This window comes from Mucilaginibacter gossypiicola, assembly GCF_900110105.1.
Classification (GTDB): domain Bacteria; phylum Bacteroidota; class Bacteroidia; order Sphingobacteriales; family Sphingobacteriaceae; genus Mucilaginibacter; species Mucilaginibacter gossypiicola.
Map to the genome: position 1 here is coordinate 1 of NZ_FOCL01000003.1, position 18,028 is coordinate 18,028.

At 43.1% G+C, this 18,028-nt stretch carries 5 protein-coding genes; all 5 read right to left on the bottom strand.

Annotated features, from left to right (window positions below; genetic code table 11):
- Positions 1–419: GDP-mannose 4,6-dehydratase (locus tag BMX50_RS09885; protein WP_143065140.1), on the bottom strand; the 419-nt coding region annotated here is incomplete at its 3' end.
- A gap of 124 nt (positions 420–543) precedes the next feature.
- Positions 544–1,665 carry an XrtY-associated glycosyltransferase XYAG1 gene (locus BMX50_RS09890; RefSeq protein WP_091210370.1) on the bottom strand — a complete coding sequence of 374 codons (1,122 nt, stop codon included), beginning with the start codon at positions 1,663–1,665 and terminating at the stop codon, positions 544–546.
- 48 nt (positions 1,666–1,713) lie between these two features.
- Positions 1,714–2,556, bottom strand: a complete 843-nt coding sequence (locus tag BMX50_RS09895) for a glycosyltransferase family 2 protein (protein ID WP_091210371.1) — start codon at positions 2,554–2,556, stop codon at positions 1,714–1,716.
- Between the two features lie 66 nt (positions 2,557–2,622).
- Entirely contained in the window at positions 2,623–4,425 is a 1,803-nt protein-coding gene (locus BMX50_RS09900) for an ABC transporter ATP-binding protein (RefSeq protein WP_091210372.1), read from the bottom strand.
- Positions 4,426–4,442: 17 nt separating this feature from the next.
- Complete coding sequence (locus tag BMX50_RS09905) at positions 4,443–18,014, bottom strand: non-ribosomal peptide synthetase (protein WP_167667855.1); 13,572 nt, start codon at positions 18,012–18,014, stop codon at positions 4,443–4,445.
- Between the last annotated feature and the right edge of the window lie 14 nt (positions 18,015–18,028).

Consider the following 18,028-nt stretch of genomic DNA (forward strand, 5'->3'; position numbering starts at 1 on the left):
ACATTACCCCAGTACTCTTCGGGCTGCGGACTGATGTTAGGATCGCCGTACACTTCTGATGTGGAGGCGATCAACATCCTGGCCTTCTTGTTCCGGGCCAACCCTAACAGGTTATGGGTGCCCAGTGAGCCTACTTTTAATGTCTGGATCGGGATTTTCAAATAATCGATCGGGCTGGCAGGTGAGGCAAAGTGCAGGATGTAATGCAAATCGCCCGGAACGTACACAAACGTGGATACATCATGGTTATAAAACTCAAAGTTTTCCAGTTTGAACAAATGTTCGATATTCCTCAAATCGCCTGTTATCAGATTATCCATACCAATTACATGATAACCTTCCTTAATAAATCTATCGCACAAATGCGAGCCTAAAAAGCCGGCTGCTCCTGTAATCAAAATCCTTTTTCTTTCTGTCATATTATTAATTGTTTTACGGCTTATATTTTATGATTGTTTAGCTGACGTGAGGGCATACGACCACCAATTTCGGGACATGGTTATAATTACCTGGAACGGTAAATTAATTAAAAGAGAAGATGGACTATTTTAAATATTCTTCGTAATATTTTGTAATGAGTACCTGCTCATGAAATGTTGTCTTGATGATTTCACGGCCATGCTTGCGGATGTAATCTAATTTTTGTTTCCCAAGGTAGGCTTCATTCAGTTTTTCGATAATGCTGTCAGTATCCAAAGTACAGATCCAGCCAAGGTTATTTTCGCTAACAAAATCAGAAAGGCCAACATTTTCAGAAATCAATACCGCTGTACCCATATGTAGCGACTCGACAACAACATTTGCGAAGTTTTCATTTAACGATGTGAGAATAAACAGACCTGACTGGTTAAGTCGTTCAAATTTTTCCTCCCGGTTAACCCAGCCTATCCATTCAATTTTTGGAGCTATCTTCAGCTCATCTGCAAGTTGTTTCAATTGCTGTACGTACGCTTCGTCACCATCGCCGGCGATAACCAATTTGAGGTTAAAGGAAAGCTGGCTGATGGCTGCAAACAGTTTTTCAAGCCCTTTTTTGTGATGAATACGCGACATAAAAATAACCGTGAAGCATTCGTTACCGGTTTCTTTTATTCCGATATCAGGTAATGACAAGATATTAGGCAAAACGAAGCCTTCCCACCCGGGGATCAGCTTCCGGCACTCAATATACTCGGACTGGGCGGTAGCATGCAGCACACACTTCTTTAAAATTTCACGACCTCCAAACTTGTGAATTATTTTTTTGTAACCGCTATTCCCTGTTTCAAACACATATTCGCTTAACATGCCGCGGGGCGCAAGGATTACTTTGGTTTTACTGAATAAGGCAATGCGTGCAGCTATCACGCTTAAGATACTCCACCAGGAATGAATATGGATCACATCATAATGGTTAGCAGTTTTGGCAAGCCTGCGCCATAATGAAGGGCTAACATGTGTATGATCGCCGGTGATACGTTTAAAGTACGTTACATTAACCCCTTCTACATCCGCAACCACGCCGGGTATTACATCCAGTTCCGTTTTGCCGTTAGCAGTGGTTGTATAAACGTCAACATCATGCCCGTTGGCCGCTAATCCTTCGCACAAACGCGATACAGATTCAGTTGGCCCTCCGTATCCGTAAGCAGGTTTATAAGCAGGTATAATGTGCAGTATTTTCATAAGTAGTATTAGCTATAAGGAGAATGCAAATATGCACCTGTTGACAGACTATTTAGCCAGATTAGATTTTAAATCACTCTTAACCACAGTTAAAACAGGAGTTGGTTCTGGCTTTCCGGCAAGTTTATCATCTTCAATTAGCCGTATCGCCAACAATATTTCAACCATGGTACGTTGCAGCGTATAGTGCCAGCCAACCCAGCCGTTAAAAATAAGGCCTTTACCAAAAAGACAGTAGAAAAACACTGCGAAAGGTGCCAATATCTTGGTTTTTCTGATCTTCCCGCTCAGCGGCAACTCCGAATACGGTTCACTTACCAGTTTCCTGCTTTCATGGATAGCGTAACCGTCCTGGTTGCCTAACCACCTCGACAGGGATTTTCTGTCGTCATGTAATATGTGCGCCTTGTATTTGCCGGTTGTACCATTAACTCTAAGGCGCTGGGTGTGGCCGTCCTCGTAGTAAATACACTTATCTACATCAAATAAAACGGGACGTGGTGTGGTATTATCACCAAAAAGCCGTTTTCCGAAAACTAAAAACCTAAAAGTGGTTTGATACGCAGTATTTTGCGGATTAGCAATGATATTTTTTGTTTCCTGTATAAATTCAGGTGTAAGCACATAATCGGCATCAAGTGTCAGCACCCATTTACTTTTGAGTAATGTAAGTCCATAATTCCACTGATCTCTGTGACAATCAAATTTGCGTTCAAAAATCTCAACATTGGGATAAGAGTTAGCGATATCCAGCGTTGCGTCGGTACTATAGCTATCCAGAATAACCACCCGTTCGAGCCAGGTTAAACGGTCAAGAACACGTTTAAGGTTCGGTTCCTCGTTTTTGGTTAAAATTAACGCTGTGATTAAAGTTGATGAGGTCAATTCCATCTTACTGTTTTATATGTTTAATAAGGTAAATACGATTATTAGCTTAAGGTTTTAAAACTGCATCTTTTATTTATAACCAGCTGCCTGCAATTCAAACAGCTCGGCATAGCGGTCGCCTCTTTGTAAAAGTTCCTCATGGCTTCCTATTTCCAGGATCTCGCCTTTATCTAATACGATGATCCTGTCGGCCATACGCACGGTTGAAAAACGGTGAGAAATAAGCACAGCGGTCTTTTTGTCGGTGATATCCGAAAACCGCTTAAAAACTTCATATTCAGAACGCGCATCTAAGGCGGCAGTAGGTTCATCGAGGATCACAATCTGCGAATCACGCATATAAGCCCTGGCCAGTGCCACCTTTTGCCACTCGCCGCCCGATAGTTCAACGCCTGTATCAAAATGGGAGCCCAACATCTGCTGATATTTACCAGGCATCCTGTCAATTATCGGATGGGCAAGACTTTGCTTTGCAGCGCTAATTATTAGTTTTTCTTCATCTACCTCAGCAATGTCACCAATAGCTATATTTATAGATGCAGGCATCTGGTATTTAATAAAATCCTGGAAGATGATACCCATTTGCTTCCTGATATCCTCAATATTATATTCCTTCAAATCATAACCATCAAGCGTTATGCGGCCTTCAGTTGGATCATATAGCCTTACCAGTAACTTTACCAGCGTAGTTTTGCCGGCTCCATTTTCGCCAACCAATGCAAGTTTTTCGCCCGGGCGCAGCGTAAAATTCAAATGCCTGTTAGCCCATTTATCTGAATTACTGTATTTAAACCCAACATCCTCAAAAGTAAAACCCGAAACTATCGGATCAGGAAATGGCCGCGGATTATTGGGGATTGTAATAGAGGGCATGATCTTAAAGAAATCAAAAAAATCTGTGAGGTAAATTGCGCCCTGAGCTACAGCATTAAAGCGCCTCGCGCTGTTTTGCATTAAGCCGCCTAACTGCCTTATTGTTCCCAACAATAGTGTTAATCCACCAATTGTTAAGGTACCTTGCAGCACCCGTTGTATAATAAAAAAGAATACGATATAAAATCCTACCACACCCGGAATACTTATAAGCGAACTAACAACCACCCGTTTAACACCAAATTTGCGTTTAGCATCGTAAAGGCTATGGGAGATTTTTTTGAACTTATTTATAAAGAAGCCCGACAGATCAAACAACCTGACTTCTTTTGCTGCAACATCGCTGCTTGCCACCAGGCTCAAATAGTCAAGCTCGCGCCGGGCCTGGGTTTGGCTGCGCAGCAAAGCATAATTTTTGTTGTTATAATAAAACTCGCCCAGTAACGAAGGCAGCGCAACCGACAAAAGTATTATGATAACCCACGGATTAAAGGCTACCAATACTACTACGTACGATGTAATTGTGATTAAGTCCTGAACCTGGCTAAACACATGCGTTAGTAAGATAGCCCGGCCTGAAGTTTGTTGCCTCGCCCTTTCCAGCTTATCATAAAACTGTGAGTTTTCAAATTGCACCAGGTCCAGTTTTGCAGCATGCTGCATAATCATGTTCGTAGTATCGTTGGTTAGGCGTTCACCTAAAAGTTCATCAATTAATGAAGTAACTTTTCCAAGTATAATTAATACGAGTATAAGGATAAACTCAATGGCTATTAATTTCCAGAGATGATTATATGGCAACGCCCTGTTGTGAGTTATAGCGATAGCCTCATCAATTATATATTTACCGACGCTCAATAAACCAAGCGGAATAATTGCCTGCAAAATCCTTATCAGGATATTAACTAAAGTTAATCCGGGGCTAACTTTCCAAACCAGGCTAAAAAACTTTGGAAGATTACGGTATGCAACCAATCTGTCCCTAACTGTTAATCCCATGTTTTTTAATATATCTGTTAACCTAAATAATGTTGTAATATTTCAGAAAACTCCCTTGCGTTTAACTCATCAAAAATTGTTGAGTGCTCACCCTTTACCTCATGAATTTTAACTGATTGGGCATAGTTTTTCCAGGCGTGTTTATTTTCAGAATTAACTTCAAGTTCTTTGTAAATGATCTTGTTTACCCTATCAATAAAATAGTATTGCTGTGTAGCGTTAAACAAAACAATCTCGCCATTGTAAGGCTTTATCTGGTAATTGTCGGCCGCTGTTTTTATCTGCAGGGTAATCCGGTCAAAAATATCCTGGTCAATATTTGCCAGCTTTGATTCTGTATTACTGAACAAAGGACCTATTTTTCTTACCTTATATATCAGCGCCTGTTTAGGGTGCTTCATTAGCAGGAATAGCTCAAATTTAACTTTGGTAGATATTACCTCGACCGATCTTTTCATTAAATACGGCAGGCTATTATTTTTCTGAACAGTAACCACATCCCCTAATGGCTTCGCCTCTGCATCAAACATGGCAAGCATAGCAATCTTTTTGCCCATAGCCTGAAGCTGGTTGGCCATTTCAACGGCTATCATACCGCCAAGACAATGACCGGCAAGCGCATATGGGCCATAAGGATTATCTAACAGCATTTCTGTTACATATCTTTCGGCAATGCCCTCAATGGTATCTGGAAAATCAGCAGGATTACTGATATGTAACGGCTGCTGTAATCCATAAACAGGCTGTTCAGGATCAAGCAGTTTTACAAACTCCTTAAATTTAAATGCGGTACCACCGGCCCCGCAAACAATATAAAGCGGTGTTTTATTCCCTGTAGTTTTTATAGGTATAAGCGATTGCGTAAGATCAATATTTTGATTTTGCGACCTGCGATAAAGTTTGGCAATTGTTGGGTGAATAAACAAATCCCTGATGGTAATGTTAATTGCCATTTCTTTCTTAACGGCTGCAATAAGCCGCATGGCTAAAATGGAATGACCGCCCAATTCAAAAAAGTTATCGTGAATGCTGATCTTGTCGATGCCTAAGAGCCGTTCCCATATTGCAGCTAACCCTTCTTCTGTTTTATTTCGCGGCGCTACATAGTTGTAATTTAACTGTTCTGCGGTATCAACATCAGGCAACGCGCGCTTATCAATTTTGCCATGGGTTGTTACAGGAAACTTATCAAGCAACACCCATAGTTTAGGCACCATATATTCGGGCAAATGAGCAGACAAATACGATATCAGGGCTTGCTTATTATACGCCGCTTCGGTTGTTACATAGGCTATTAATCCATTTACGCCATTAACATCGGGCTTTGCTAATACTATCACCTGCGATACCAATCCGCTTTGCAGCAACACATTTTCGATCTCTCCTAATTCGATACGAAAACCACGAATCTTAACCTGGTCATCCATCCGGCCAAGATATTCAATATCGCCGTCAGGCAGCCAACGCCCTAAATCGCCGGTGCGATATAGCCGAGCACCTTCGTTATCAGAAAACGGATCTTTTATAAACTTCTCATTTGTTAAACCGGCCTGATTCAAATATCCACGCGCTACCTGGATGCCTCCGATACAAATCTCGCCTGTTACCCCTATCGGACTTAATTGGTTTTCTTTGTTCAGGATATAGATCTTTACATTATCTATAGGCTTGCCTATAGTTATGGTCCCATCAGACTTTATCGGGTTGTGGGTTTGAGATGCACAAACGGTACACTCAGTTGGCCCATATCCGTTAAGCGCCTCTATCCCCTGTAATTGCATTTGCTTAACTGCCGCCTCGTTCAGCGCTTCACCTGCCGAAATAACAATTTTAAGCGTATCGGGCGCATTTTCAATAAACGGCTGAAAAGCAGGCGGCAATATGGCAATTTCTACTTTTTGCTTTACTAAAAGCTGGCTGAAGTCTTCGGCTGATAAAAGCGATTCCTTAGTACACATAACGAGGCAGCCACCTGTGAGCAGTGTGCTAAAGATTTCATTACACGATGCATCAAAACCAAATGATGCAAATTGCAGGAATCGCATACCGGGTTTAAGCTTCAGGTCGCGTTTATGGGCCAGTACAAGATTAACTACACTGCGATGCTCAATCATAACGCCTTTAGGTCTGCCGGTAGAACCTGATGTATAAATGATATAAGCAAGCTGATCTGCAGCTACTGCTGAGTTCAATTCTGCCTTTGCGTAACTTTCAACTTCGTCCCAACGCCTATCAAGTTCAACAACCTTAACACTTGCTTTTGAAAATTTATTACTGCAGGTGCTACTACTAACCACTAATCTGGCATCCGTATCTTTCAGCATATAATCAATACGGTCTTGCGGATACTCAGGATCAAAAGGCACATACACGCCACCGGCTTTCATCACACCCAAAATGCCAAATATCATTTCGATACTGCGCTCGGTACAAACAGGTATTATGGTTTCAGTTTTTACACCATTAGCCTGCAGGTATTTTGCCAGGTTTGTCGCCTTATCATTAAGTTGATTATAAGTTATTACTTCGTCTTCAAATGTTACAGCAATGGCATCCGGAGTTTGAATCACCTGCTGCTCAAATATGTCCAGAACGCTTTTATCCTTAGGGTAATCGGCACCTGTAGCATTGAAATTCTTTAATTGCTCTTCCTCTTCGGCAGCACTTAAGATATTTATACGCCCGATTACTTGGGTTGGAGTTTTCACAACCGCCTGCAGGACAGCTGTAAAATGCCCTATCATACGCGTCATGGTTTCGGCCTTAAAGAGGTCGGTATTATATGTAAGCCCTCCAACAAGACCTTCAGCAGTTTCCACGAGATTTAAGCTGATGTCGAATTTCGATGTGGTATCTTCGGCTGTTTCAGCGCTCAAGGTTACGCCGGCCAGTTTAAGTTCAGGTATTTCGGGGGTATTTTGAAGCGTAAACATTACCTGGAACAACGGGCTATGGCTCATGTCCCGTTCTTTCACTACAGCTTCCACCACTTTTTCGAAAGGTACTTCCTGGTGATTATAAGCTTCGAGGGTTGTATTTTTAACCTGTTCGAGCAATTTGGTAAATGCCCAGTCTCCTTTTATATTGTTCCGTAAAACCAGCGTATTGATGAAAAACCCTATCAAACCTTCAATTTCCTGGCGACTGCGACCGGATACCGGCGTACCGACACTTATATCTTCATGGCCGCTGTAACGGTAAAGAAGCACTATAAATGCCGATAATAAAGTCATATATAGTGTTGTACCCTGCTTGCGGCTTAATACATTTACCCCATCAACTAATTGTTTGTTGACAAAAACAGCTTCAGTTAAACCCTGGTTGCTTCTTATTACCGGCCTGCGGTAGTCTGTCGGAAGTTGAATAGTGGAGACACCCTCTAACTTGTTTTTCCAATAATTGAGTTTTTGCTCAAGCAGGTCGCCCTGAAGATGGTTCCGTTGCCAAATAGCGTAATCTGCATATTGTATCGGCAAAGCAGCCAACGTCTGATTTTCAACGCCTACATCGGCAGAGGCAAATGCTTTATATAACATACCCAGCTCATGCACAAGGATAGAAGTTGACCAACCATCTGATGCTATATGGTGCATGGTTAACACTAAAATGTACACATCCTCGCCGGTTTTAATCAATTCGGCGCGCAGCATATCATCCTGCGACAAATTAAAAGGTTTGTTTATTTGCCGTTGGATATAGTCTTGTAAGTTAATACCAACTGCTTCAATTTCTTCCTGTGATATTTCCCCCAACAGCCAGTCGCCTTCGGGCTTTACGTATTGATAACCGCGACCTTCGTGCTCTCTTATAACTGTACGCAAAACCTCATGACGGTTAACTACTTGGCGGAACGCATTGGTTAATGCCGGGATATTTAATTTACCGGTTAAACACAATACAGCCGGAACGTGGTATTGAACGCTGCCTTCCAACCTGTCGATAAACCACATGCGCTCCTGGCTGAATGACAGAGGAATATGCTTCGGACGCAATTGCGTTACTATGCTCGCAATCCCCACTGTGGTTTCGCTGATATTTAAACGTGAACTTAATTTGCTTACAGTAGGATAATCAAATACATCACTAATAGGCAACTCAACCATAAACGCTTTGCGTACTGCCGATATCAGGCGTACGGCCAGCAATGAATGCCCGCCAAGTTCAAAAAAATCATCATGAATACCTATCGAATCTACTTCGAGGATCTCCTGCCAGATGGCTGCCAATTTTAATTCGGTTTCGTTTGCAGCTATATCATCTTTTTTTGCCGATACTTCAATTTCGGGATCGGGTAATAGCTTACGGTTTATTTTACCTGCTGCCGTTAACGGGATTTCTTTAAGTTCGATCAGGTAAGCGGGTACCATATACTCGGGCAGCTGCTCTTTTGCCCAGCTAATAATTGCCGGACGATCGAATATGCCGTTTGCTATTACATACCCTACCAATTGACTGTTTCCCTGTTTACCGCGACGGGCCATTACTACCGCCTGACTTACCAATTTACTTTGTTCCAGGATCCGGCTAACTTCGCCCGGCTCAACACGATAGCCCCTGATTTTCACCTGGTCGTCTACACGGCCCAGGTATTCAATATTTTCTTCGGCATTATATTGTACGGCATCACCGGTCTGGTACATCAAAGCACCTGAATCGCCATAAGGATTGGCTATAAATTTTCCCCGGGTAAGCTGAGCGTGTCCCTGATATCCCCTTGCCAACCCCGTTCCTCCAATAAATAATTGCCCAGGAATACCCACCGGGCATAATTGCAGGTCTTTATTCAATACATAGGTTTGCGTATTTGAAAATGGGCGGCCTATTGGTATAATGGCAGGGTTTGTATCTGTTACCTCATATAACAATTTACCTACAGTAGTTTCTGTTGGCCCGTAATGATTGATGATGCGGCAATCACTGTATCGCCTTATTTTAGATACGATTTCTGCTGATAATGACTCGCCGCCAAAAATCAGCACCCGCGCCGGAACCAAAGGCTCATCTGCCGACAGTGCTTTCCAATGAGATGGCACTATCTTAATACAATCTATTCGGTTTTCGTCAAAATAAGCATGCAAGGCCTCGATATGGCTTAAGGTCTCTTTTGTAAAAACATGCAAGGTACCGCCGTAAAGTAATGAACTAAACAAAACTGTATTACCCAGATCGGTTGCTATGGTAGACATTAAGCCGAATGTTTTGCAGTCCCCGATATGGATACGGTCATTAAGGCCGTAAACATAATCGATTATGTTTCGCTGGCTAATTTGTACGCCTTTAGGTTTTCCTGTTGAGCCTGATGTGTAGATCACATATGCCAAATTATCCGGCGATATTGTTCTTATAGCGTCGATTTCAGGCTCGGCAGCCAGTTCCCAGTTTTGCTCATCAAGCTCGACAACTTTTAGCCATTCTGAGATATCAGCAAGGCTATCGGCAAATCGGGGACTACTTACGGCGATTTTTGCATTGGTATCTTCCAGTATATAATTAACCCTTTCGGCGGGATAATCGGTATCCACCGGTACATAAGCGCCACCAGCTTTAAGGATACCCATAATACACACAATCATAGAGATTCCACGTTCAATATAAAGTGGCACCAAAGTATCTGCCCCAACGCCGTAGCGCTGCAGGTGGTGCGCCAACCGGTTCGAGCGTTTGTTTAACTCTTCAAAACTGATCGACTGCCCTTCAAATGTAACAGCATTTGTAACAGAAGATTTTAATACTACAGCTTCAAAAATATCAGCAATAGTTTGATCAGTTGGATATAAGCAGGCACTTTGGCCCAGGGTTAGCAGATTTTCTTTTTGCAGTTGATTGAGCATCCGCAATTTGCCCACCTGCATTTCGGGCTGAGCGACAGCCGATGCCAACAGGGTGCAAAAATGCTCGACCATGGTTTCGATTCGTAAGGCACTGAAAATATCAGTTCTGTATTGCACAGCACACTGAAGACCTTCAGGACTCTCGCTCACAAAAAATGTAAGATCAAATTTTACGGCAGATTGCTCATAATCATACCCATCAAGCTGCAATCCGCTTAATTTTAGCGCGGGTAAGGTTGGCGTATTACCGAGCACCAGCATTACCTGAAACAGCGGACTTACGCCAGCCGTTCTTTCTTTCACTACTGTTTCTACAACTTTTTCAAAAGGCACTTCCTGGTGCTCGTAAGCCTCAAGGGTAGTTTGTTTAACTTGTGTTAACAGTTGCGTAAATGGTTCATCGCTTTTAATTTGATTGCGTAATGCAAGGGTATTTACAAAAAAACCGATCAAACTTTCCAACTCGGGGTTGGGCCGGCCTGCGATTGACGTGCCTACACAAATATCATCCTGGCCGCTGTAACGGTATATCAGTACATTAAATACAGATAGCAGCGTCATATAAAGCGTTACGCCGTATTCCTGGCTTAACAGCTGCAAATTACTACTGAGCTGCTGATCGATATTAAAAGTTAAAGTTGTGCCTTTACTGCTGTTGCCGGTTGGGCGTATATAGTCCGCAGGCAACTGTAAAGCAGGAACATCCTGTAATTTCGATTTCCAGTACTGTAGTTTTTCTTCTAATTTTTCTTCCAGCAGGTTACCGCGCTGCCATAAAGCATAGTCGGCAAATTGCAATGCAGGCTCAGGCAAACGGAGTTGCTGACCATTGCTATATGCGCTATACAAAGTAGCTATTTCATCGGCTATGATTGGTAACGACCAAGCATCTGATGCGATGTGGTGGATAACCATGACCAACAGGTATGAATTGTCATCTGTCTGGATCAATTCGGCACGCAACATGTCATCTGCCGACAGGTCAAATGGCTTTTCTATTAATCCGGCGACCTGTGATTTTAAATTTACGGATGAAGTTTGAACTAATTTCCACTGGCCTGCCGGTTTTATAAATTGATGGCTGCGGCCGTTATGCTCTTTTATTACTGTACGCAATACTTCGTGACGATTCACCACTTCCCGCATTGCCCGCTCTAAAGAAACAACGTCAAGATTACCTTTCAACCTTAAAGTACCGGGTATATGGTACTGTATGCTACCCTCCAATCTGTCAATAAACCATAACCGTTCCTGGCTGTAGGACAACGGGATATATTCAGGCCGCGGATTTACTTTTTGGATCGTACTGTCTGCTGCTGTTGTTACTGTTTCTTCTTCCAGTTGTTTTGCCAAATCGGCTATAGTCGGGTACAAAAACAAATCGCGGATCTTCAGCTCTTTGTTCAGCTCCCTTCTTACCTGCGAGATAACCCGCATGGCCAGTAGTGAATGGCCCCCCAGCTCAAAGAAATTGTCTTTTGTGCTGATCTTTTCTACACCCAGCAACTCTTCCCAGATCTTGGCTAATTGTTTTTCTGCTCTTGTTTCCGGTGCGCTATAGCTTTCTTCATGCCCTGCTTCTGCATCAGGCAGTGCCTTTTTATCTGTTTTGCCGTTTGGTGTTAATGGCAGGCTTTGTAAATTTATCCATAACCTCGGCACCATGTATTCCGGCAACCTTTCACCAAGGTAGTTTTGAAGCTCCTGTTTGTCGTAGGAATTTTCATCCATGGCCACGTAGGCGGTCAATCTTTTCGTGCCCTGTTTATCTGCTCTCGCCAATACTACTGCCTGCCTTACGTTTTCGTTTTGCAGCAGCACCTGTTCTATCTCACCCGGTTCGATCCGGTAACCCCTGATCTTCACCTGCTCATCTATCCGGCCTAAATATTCAATATTGCCGTCCGGCAGCCATCTGCCCAGATCGCCAGTCCTGTACAGCCTCTCGTTGGGCTCTTCGCTGTATGAGTCTGTGATGAACTTCTCTTTCGTCAGTTCAGGTTGGTTCAAATAGCCTCTTGCCACCTGTACGCCACCGATGCAGATCTCGCCCGGTATACCTATCGGACTTAATTCTCCTGAAACACTCCTTACGTGGATTTGTGTGTTCGATACAGGCATACCGATCAATGCAGCTTTGTTGATGTCTTCTATGGTATAATAGCTGGCACATACCGTACTTTCGGTCGGGCCATAGCTGTTTACTATTACTGTGTCCGCGTACAGCTTATCTATGAAGCCCGGCTGCAAGAGTTCGCCGCCGCTGATAATATAGCGCAGACTGTTTGTATTGAGCTTGTTATTACCCTTTTGACTGTTCAAATAGGCTATTACCGTAGGTGTGGCGCTTAATATCGTTACCGACTCTTTTGAAATCAGGTGGATGATATCATCTGCATCTTTACCACCTTCTTTTACGATCACTACTTTTGCGCCGCTGATCAGTGCCGGATAAACTTCCTCGCACATCGTATCAAAAGATACTGATGATTGCTGCAGTACTTTATCTTCCGCTGTGATCCCGAAATAGTTTACAAAACCTTTACAGTAATTGGAGATACTTTGGTGCTCCACCATGACACCTTTGGGTTTGCCTGTTGAACCCGAGGTATACATGATGTATGCCAACTGCTTTGGTTCAATCGTGATGTCCAGGTTTTCACCGCTTTGGTTTGCAATTTCCTCGTTGTTATCTAATTCGATAACATTGGCTTTTTCGAGATTGATTTTGCTTGTGCTGCTGCTCAGCACAATGCTGGCTTTAGTATCTTCCAGAATATAACTGATCCGCTCTTTCGGGTAATCCAAATCAACCGGTACATAGGCTCCCCCAGCTTTCAGAATGCCCAGGATGCCGGCTATCATGTTGGGGCCGCGCGCTATGCAAATCGCTACAAGCGTTTCTTTGGTTACGCCTTGTACTTGTAAATAGTGCGCTATCCGGTTCGATTGCTCGTTCAGCTCCTGATAGCTTACTGTTTCGCTTTCAAATACCAGCGCCGTAGCTTCCGGTGTAGCTTTTGCCTGTGCCTCGAAAAGGCTGATAATATTCTCTTCTCTTGGATATGCTATTGACGTTTCGTTGAATGCCTTTAATTGCCCCGCTTCTGCTTTGCTTAGCAATTGCAGTTTACTGATAGAAGTATTATCGGGCTCGTTGATTATCGATGTTATCAGCTCCACATAGTGCCCTGCCATTCTTGCAATGGTTCCTGCCTCATACAAATCGGGATTATATTCTGCTATGATCTTGATCCCTTCTTTGGTTTCCTCTGCATTATAACTCAGGTCATACTTACTTGACTGATCGCCGGGTTTTTCGCTGCTGATTTTAATATCACCCAATTCAAGGGTTGGGATCACGGCCGTGTTCTGCAGAGCAAACATCACCTGGAATAGCGGGCTACGGTTCAAATCCCTTTCTTTGACTACCGCTTCTACTACTTTTTCAAACGGTACTTCCTGGTGACCGTAAGCTTCCAGCGTGGTTTGTTTTACTTTGCTTAATAGTACCGTAAATGTATCATTGCCGTCCAGGCCTGTCCTCAACGCCAGCGTGTTTACAAAAAAGCCGATCAGCCCTGCTGTTTCTTCTCTATCTCTGTTAGCCACAGGTGTTCCCACACAGATATCTTCCTGACCGCTGTACCGGTAAAGCAACACTTTAAATATGGCCAGCAGCGTCATGTACAGTGTTGCTCCCTGCTCCAGGCTCAACTTCTGCAGTTTTGCTGCCTGATCTTTGCTTATCGTAAACTCGTATAATTCACCTTTATTTCCTGGTACTGCAGCATGCTGATGGTCTGCAGGCAGTGCTAATGTAGCTGTACCTGCCAGTTTTTCTTCCCAGTAGCTCAGTTTGCTTTGCAGTTTTTCCGCGTTAAGGTATTCCCTTTGCCAGATTGCGTAGTCGGCATATTGGATTTCCGGTGCTTTCAGCTCCGGTGTTTTATTATTATTGTAATCATTATAAAGCTTGCTGAATTCCGATACCAGTACCGGCATCGACCAGCCATCGGCAACAATATGGTGGAGCATCAGCAGTAATACATATTCGTCATCCCCTGTAGCAATCAGCTCTGCCCTCAGCATATCATCCTCCGACAGATCAAACGGTCTTACTGTTTCTTGAGCGAGATAGTCTTTTAATGCTGCTTCGCTTTCGTTTGACTCGCTTTGTTTTAATGTCCAGTTGTTGGCTTTTACATACTGGTAGCCCTGACCTTCATGTTCCCTGATCACCGTACGCAGCACTTCATGGCGTTCTACTACTGTTTTCAGCGCGTTTTCCAGGGCTACGGTATTGACTTTGCCCTGCAACTTTAACACTGCTGAAATATGGTACGATACGCTCCCTTCCAGCCTGTCGATAAACCATAGCTGTTCCTGGCTGTACGACAGCGGGATATGTCCTGGTCTTGGGTTTGCTTTTTGTATAGTTCTTTCGGTTGTTGATTCTTCAGCCTCCAGTTGTTTTGCCAAATCTGCAATCGTTGGGGATACAAACAGGTCACGGATCCTGAGCTCTTTATTCAGTTCCCTTCTTACCTGCGAGATCACCCGCATGGCCAGCAGCGAATGGCCGCCAAGTTCAAAGAAGTTATCTTTTGTTCCTATCTTTTCTACGCCAAGCAGCTCTTCCCAGATTTTTGTTAACTGTTTCTCTGTTTGGCTTTCCGGTGCGGTGTAGCTTTCCTCATGACCGGCTTCTGCCTCCGGCAGTGCCTTTTTATCTGTTTTGCCGTTTGGCGTTAGCGGCAGGCTGTCCAGTCTTACCCACAGCCCGGGCACCATGTATTCCGGTAGCCTTTCGCCCAAATAGTTTTGAAGCTCCTGTTTATCATAGGCAGCTTCATCCATCACCACGTAGGCAGTCAGTCTTTTTGTGCCTTGCTTATCTGCACGGGCCAGTACCACGGCCTGCCTTACGTTTTCCTGTTGCAGCAGCACCTGTTCAATCTCACCAGGCTCTATCCTATAACCCCTGATCTTTACCTGGTCATCTATCCTCCCCAGGTATTCGATATTTCCATCCGCAAGCCATCTCCCCATATCCCCCGTTCTGTACAACTTTGCGTTGAGGTCTTCACTGTAAGGGTCTGCAATAAACTTCTCCTTTGTTAGCTCCGGCTGGTTCAGATAACCCCTGGCCACCTGTACACCGCCGATGCAGATCTCACCCGGTACGCCGATTGGACTTAAACCACCTGATTTACTTCTGATATGGAGCTTCGTGTTTGATACCGGCACGCCGATGGGTACAATCTCTATATCCGGATCTTTCTCCAAATCGCTCCAATAAGTAACGTCGATGGCGGCTTCGGTAGGGCCATATAAATTATGCAGCGTTACGTGAGGCAATTTGTTCCTGAATAGTTTTACCTGGGCTGTTGTCAAGGCTTCGCCACTGCATAATACATGCTTAAGCGCCGGACAATCTCCCTTTTCTATGTCGAGCAAAAACACACTCAACATCGACGGAACAAAATGGAGAAGGGTTATATTTTGGTCTTCAATTATCGATTTCAGATACAAGCTATCGCCCTGCGCGCCGGGTTTGGCGAACACCAGTTTAGCTCCTGTTAATATCGGCCACAAAAGCTCCCAAACGGATACGTCAAAGCTGAATGTATTTTTTTGTAAAACAGTATCTGCCGAAGTTAATCCGAAATAATTTTGTGTCCAGGTTAACCGGTTTACAACTCCTCCGTGCTCATTCATGGCGCCCTTTGGCTTCCCTGTTGAACCGGAAGTATAAATCACATAAGCTAATTGATCAGCATCGATTGCTGTATCAAGATCACTATCATCCTGTTTTGAAATCAGTTGCCAATCCTTGTCCAATTTTATTATCTGCAGGTTTTCCCCATTAAGTTTTGAGGTACCCGCTCCGCTACTCAAAACTATTTTAGCAGCAGAATCATTGAGCATGTAAGCAATCCTATCAGCAGGATATTCAGGATCAACAGGAATATATGCACCACCGGCCTTCAATATGCCAACTATGCCTATCAGCATTTCAAAACTCCGCTCGAGGCAAATTGGCACAAGCGTTTCCCTGCTAACGCCCTGCAATTGCAGGTAGCGGGCTAACTGATTTGAAAGTCCGTTTAGTTCATGATATGTAAGCGCCGCATCATTAAACTTTACTGCTATAGCATCAGGTGTTTTTTTCACCTGCTTTTCAAAAAGACTTACAAGATTTTTATCTGCCGGATATGATGCAGAAGTATTATTAAATTCTTTTAAAATTGATGCTTCGGTCGGGGTGAGAATCGAAATATCATTTATTTTTTTTGCCGTGCCTTCGCTAATCTGCAAAAGCACATGGGCAAACTGATCAACGATAGATTGTACAAAAGTTGTTTCTAAAAGATCAGCATTATAATTAAAAGTAAAATTCAGGCCATAGGCATCAGCAATCAAAATAGTTAAAGGGTAATTAGTTTGTTCGTAAGTATTGGCATTCTCAACTTTTAACGACCATTGTTTAGCATTTATAGCTTCATTCAACGGGTAATTTTCAAAAACCAGCAAGCTGTCAAACAAGTCGGCTTTAATACCTGTCCACTCTTTAATATTTTGAAGTGTAGCATGCTGATAATTTCTTGAAGCAGCCTGATCTTTCTGCAAACCTTGTAACCAGTCGGTTATCTCCTGATTATCAAAAGTAGCTTTAAACGGAATAGTATTGATAAACAGCCCCACACGATGCTCAACACCGGGCAAGTCATCGGGCCTGCCAGATACAACCGCACCAAATAATACATCGTCATTACCGGTATACCTGTTTAACAGCAGCGCCCATACACCTTGCATAAGGGTATTTAAAGTAATTCGATGCTTTTTTACATAAGCATAAACCGGTTCGGAAGTATTTTTATCAAATGCTTTAGTGACCGAAAGAAATTTGGCTTTTAAAAGTACGGCATTTGCTTTTTTAACAAAAGGTAAGGCAGTTCCCTCATTTATACCCTGTAAATAATTTCGCCAATAGCTTTCTTCAGCCCATTTATCCCTCCGTTCCAGGTAGCGGATAAAATCTTCATACTTATCTTCCGGTGCTTTGGCTACAGCCTTAGCTTGTAATAAAAGTTCATAAGCTTCTAAAAACTCGATCATTAAAACAGGTAGCGACCAGCCGTCGAACAGGATATGATGAAAGCTCCACAACATCCTGTAACGGTTATCACTTAACCGAAACAGAGTAATACGCATTAAAGGCGCAACGCTAAAATCAAAGCCCTTTTCCCTGTCGGCAATTAAGAAATCATTAAGCGCTGTAGTTTGAGATGCCTGATCCTGCCCGCGGTAATCTATTTCGGTTACAGGAAGCATAACATCCCTGTAAACGCACTGAACAGGGATACTAAACGACTCATGGTAAAAGCCGGTACGTAAAATGGTATGTCTTGCAATAACTTCGGCCCAGGCAGCTTTGAAAACATTAAGATCGGCATCAATAATATCGCAGGTAAACTGTTCAACATAGCTGCCAAACTGTTCGTTATAGAGGCTATGGAACAGCATACCCTCCTGCAGGCCACTTAACCTGTAAATGGAAGCTACATTTTTTTGGTTGCCTGCCGATACTTTGGGCAGATTAGAAATATACCGGATTAATTCATCTTTATGCGATTTAATAAAATCAATGATCTCACTGTTGTTTTTAACAGCGTTTATCTGCTCCTGGGTAACCTTGTTTTTATTAGCATTTAAATTCAGCTTTTCATTATCAACCGATAACGAAAAGTTCATTCTTTCAAGGTTTA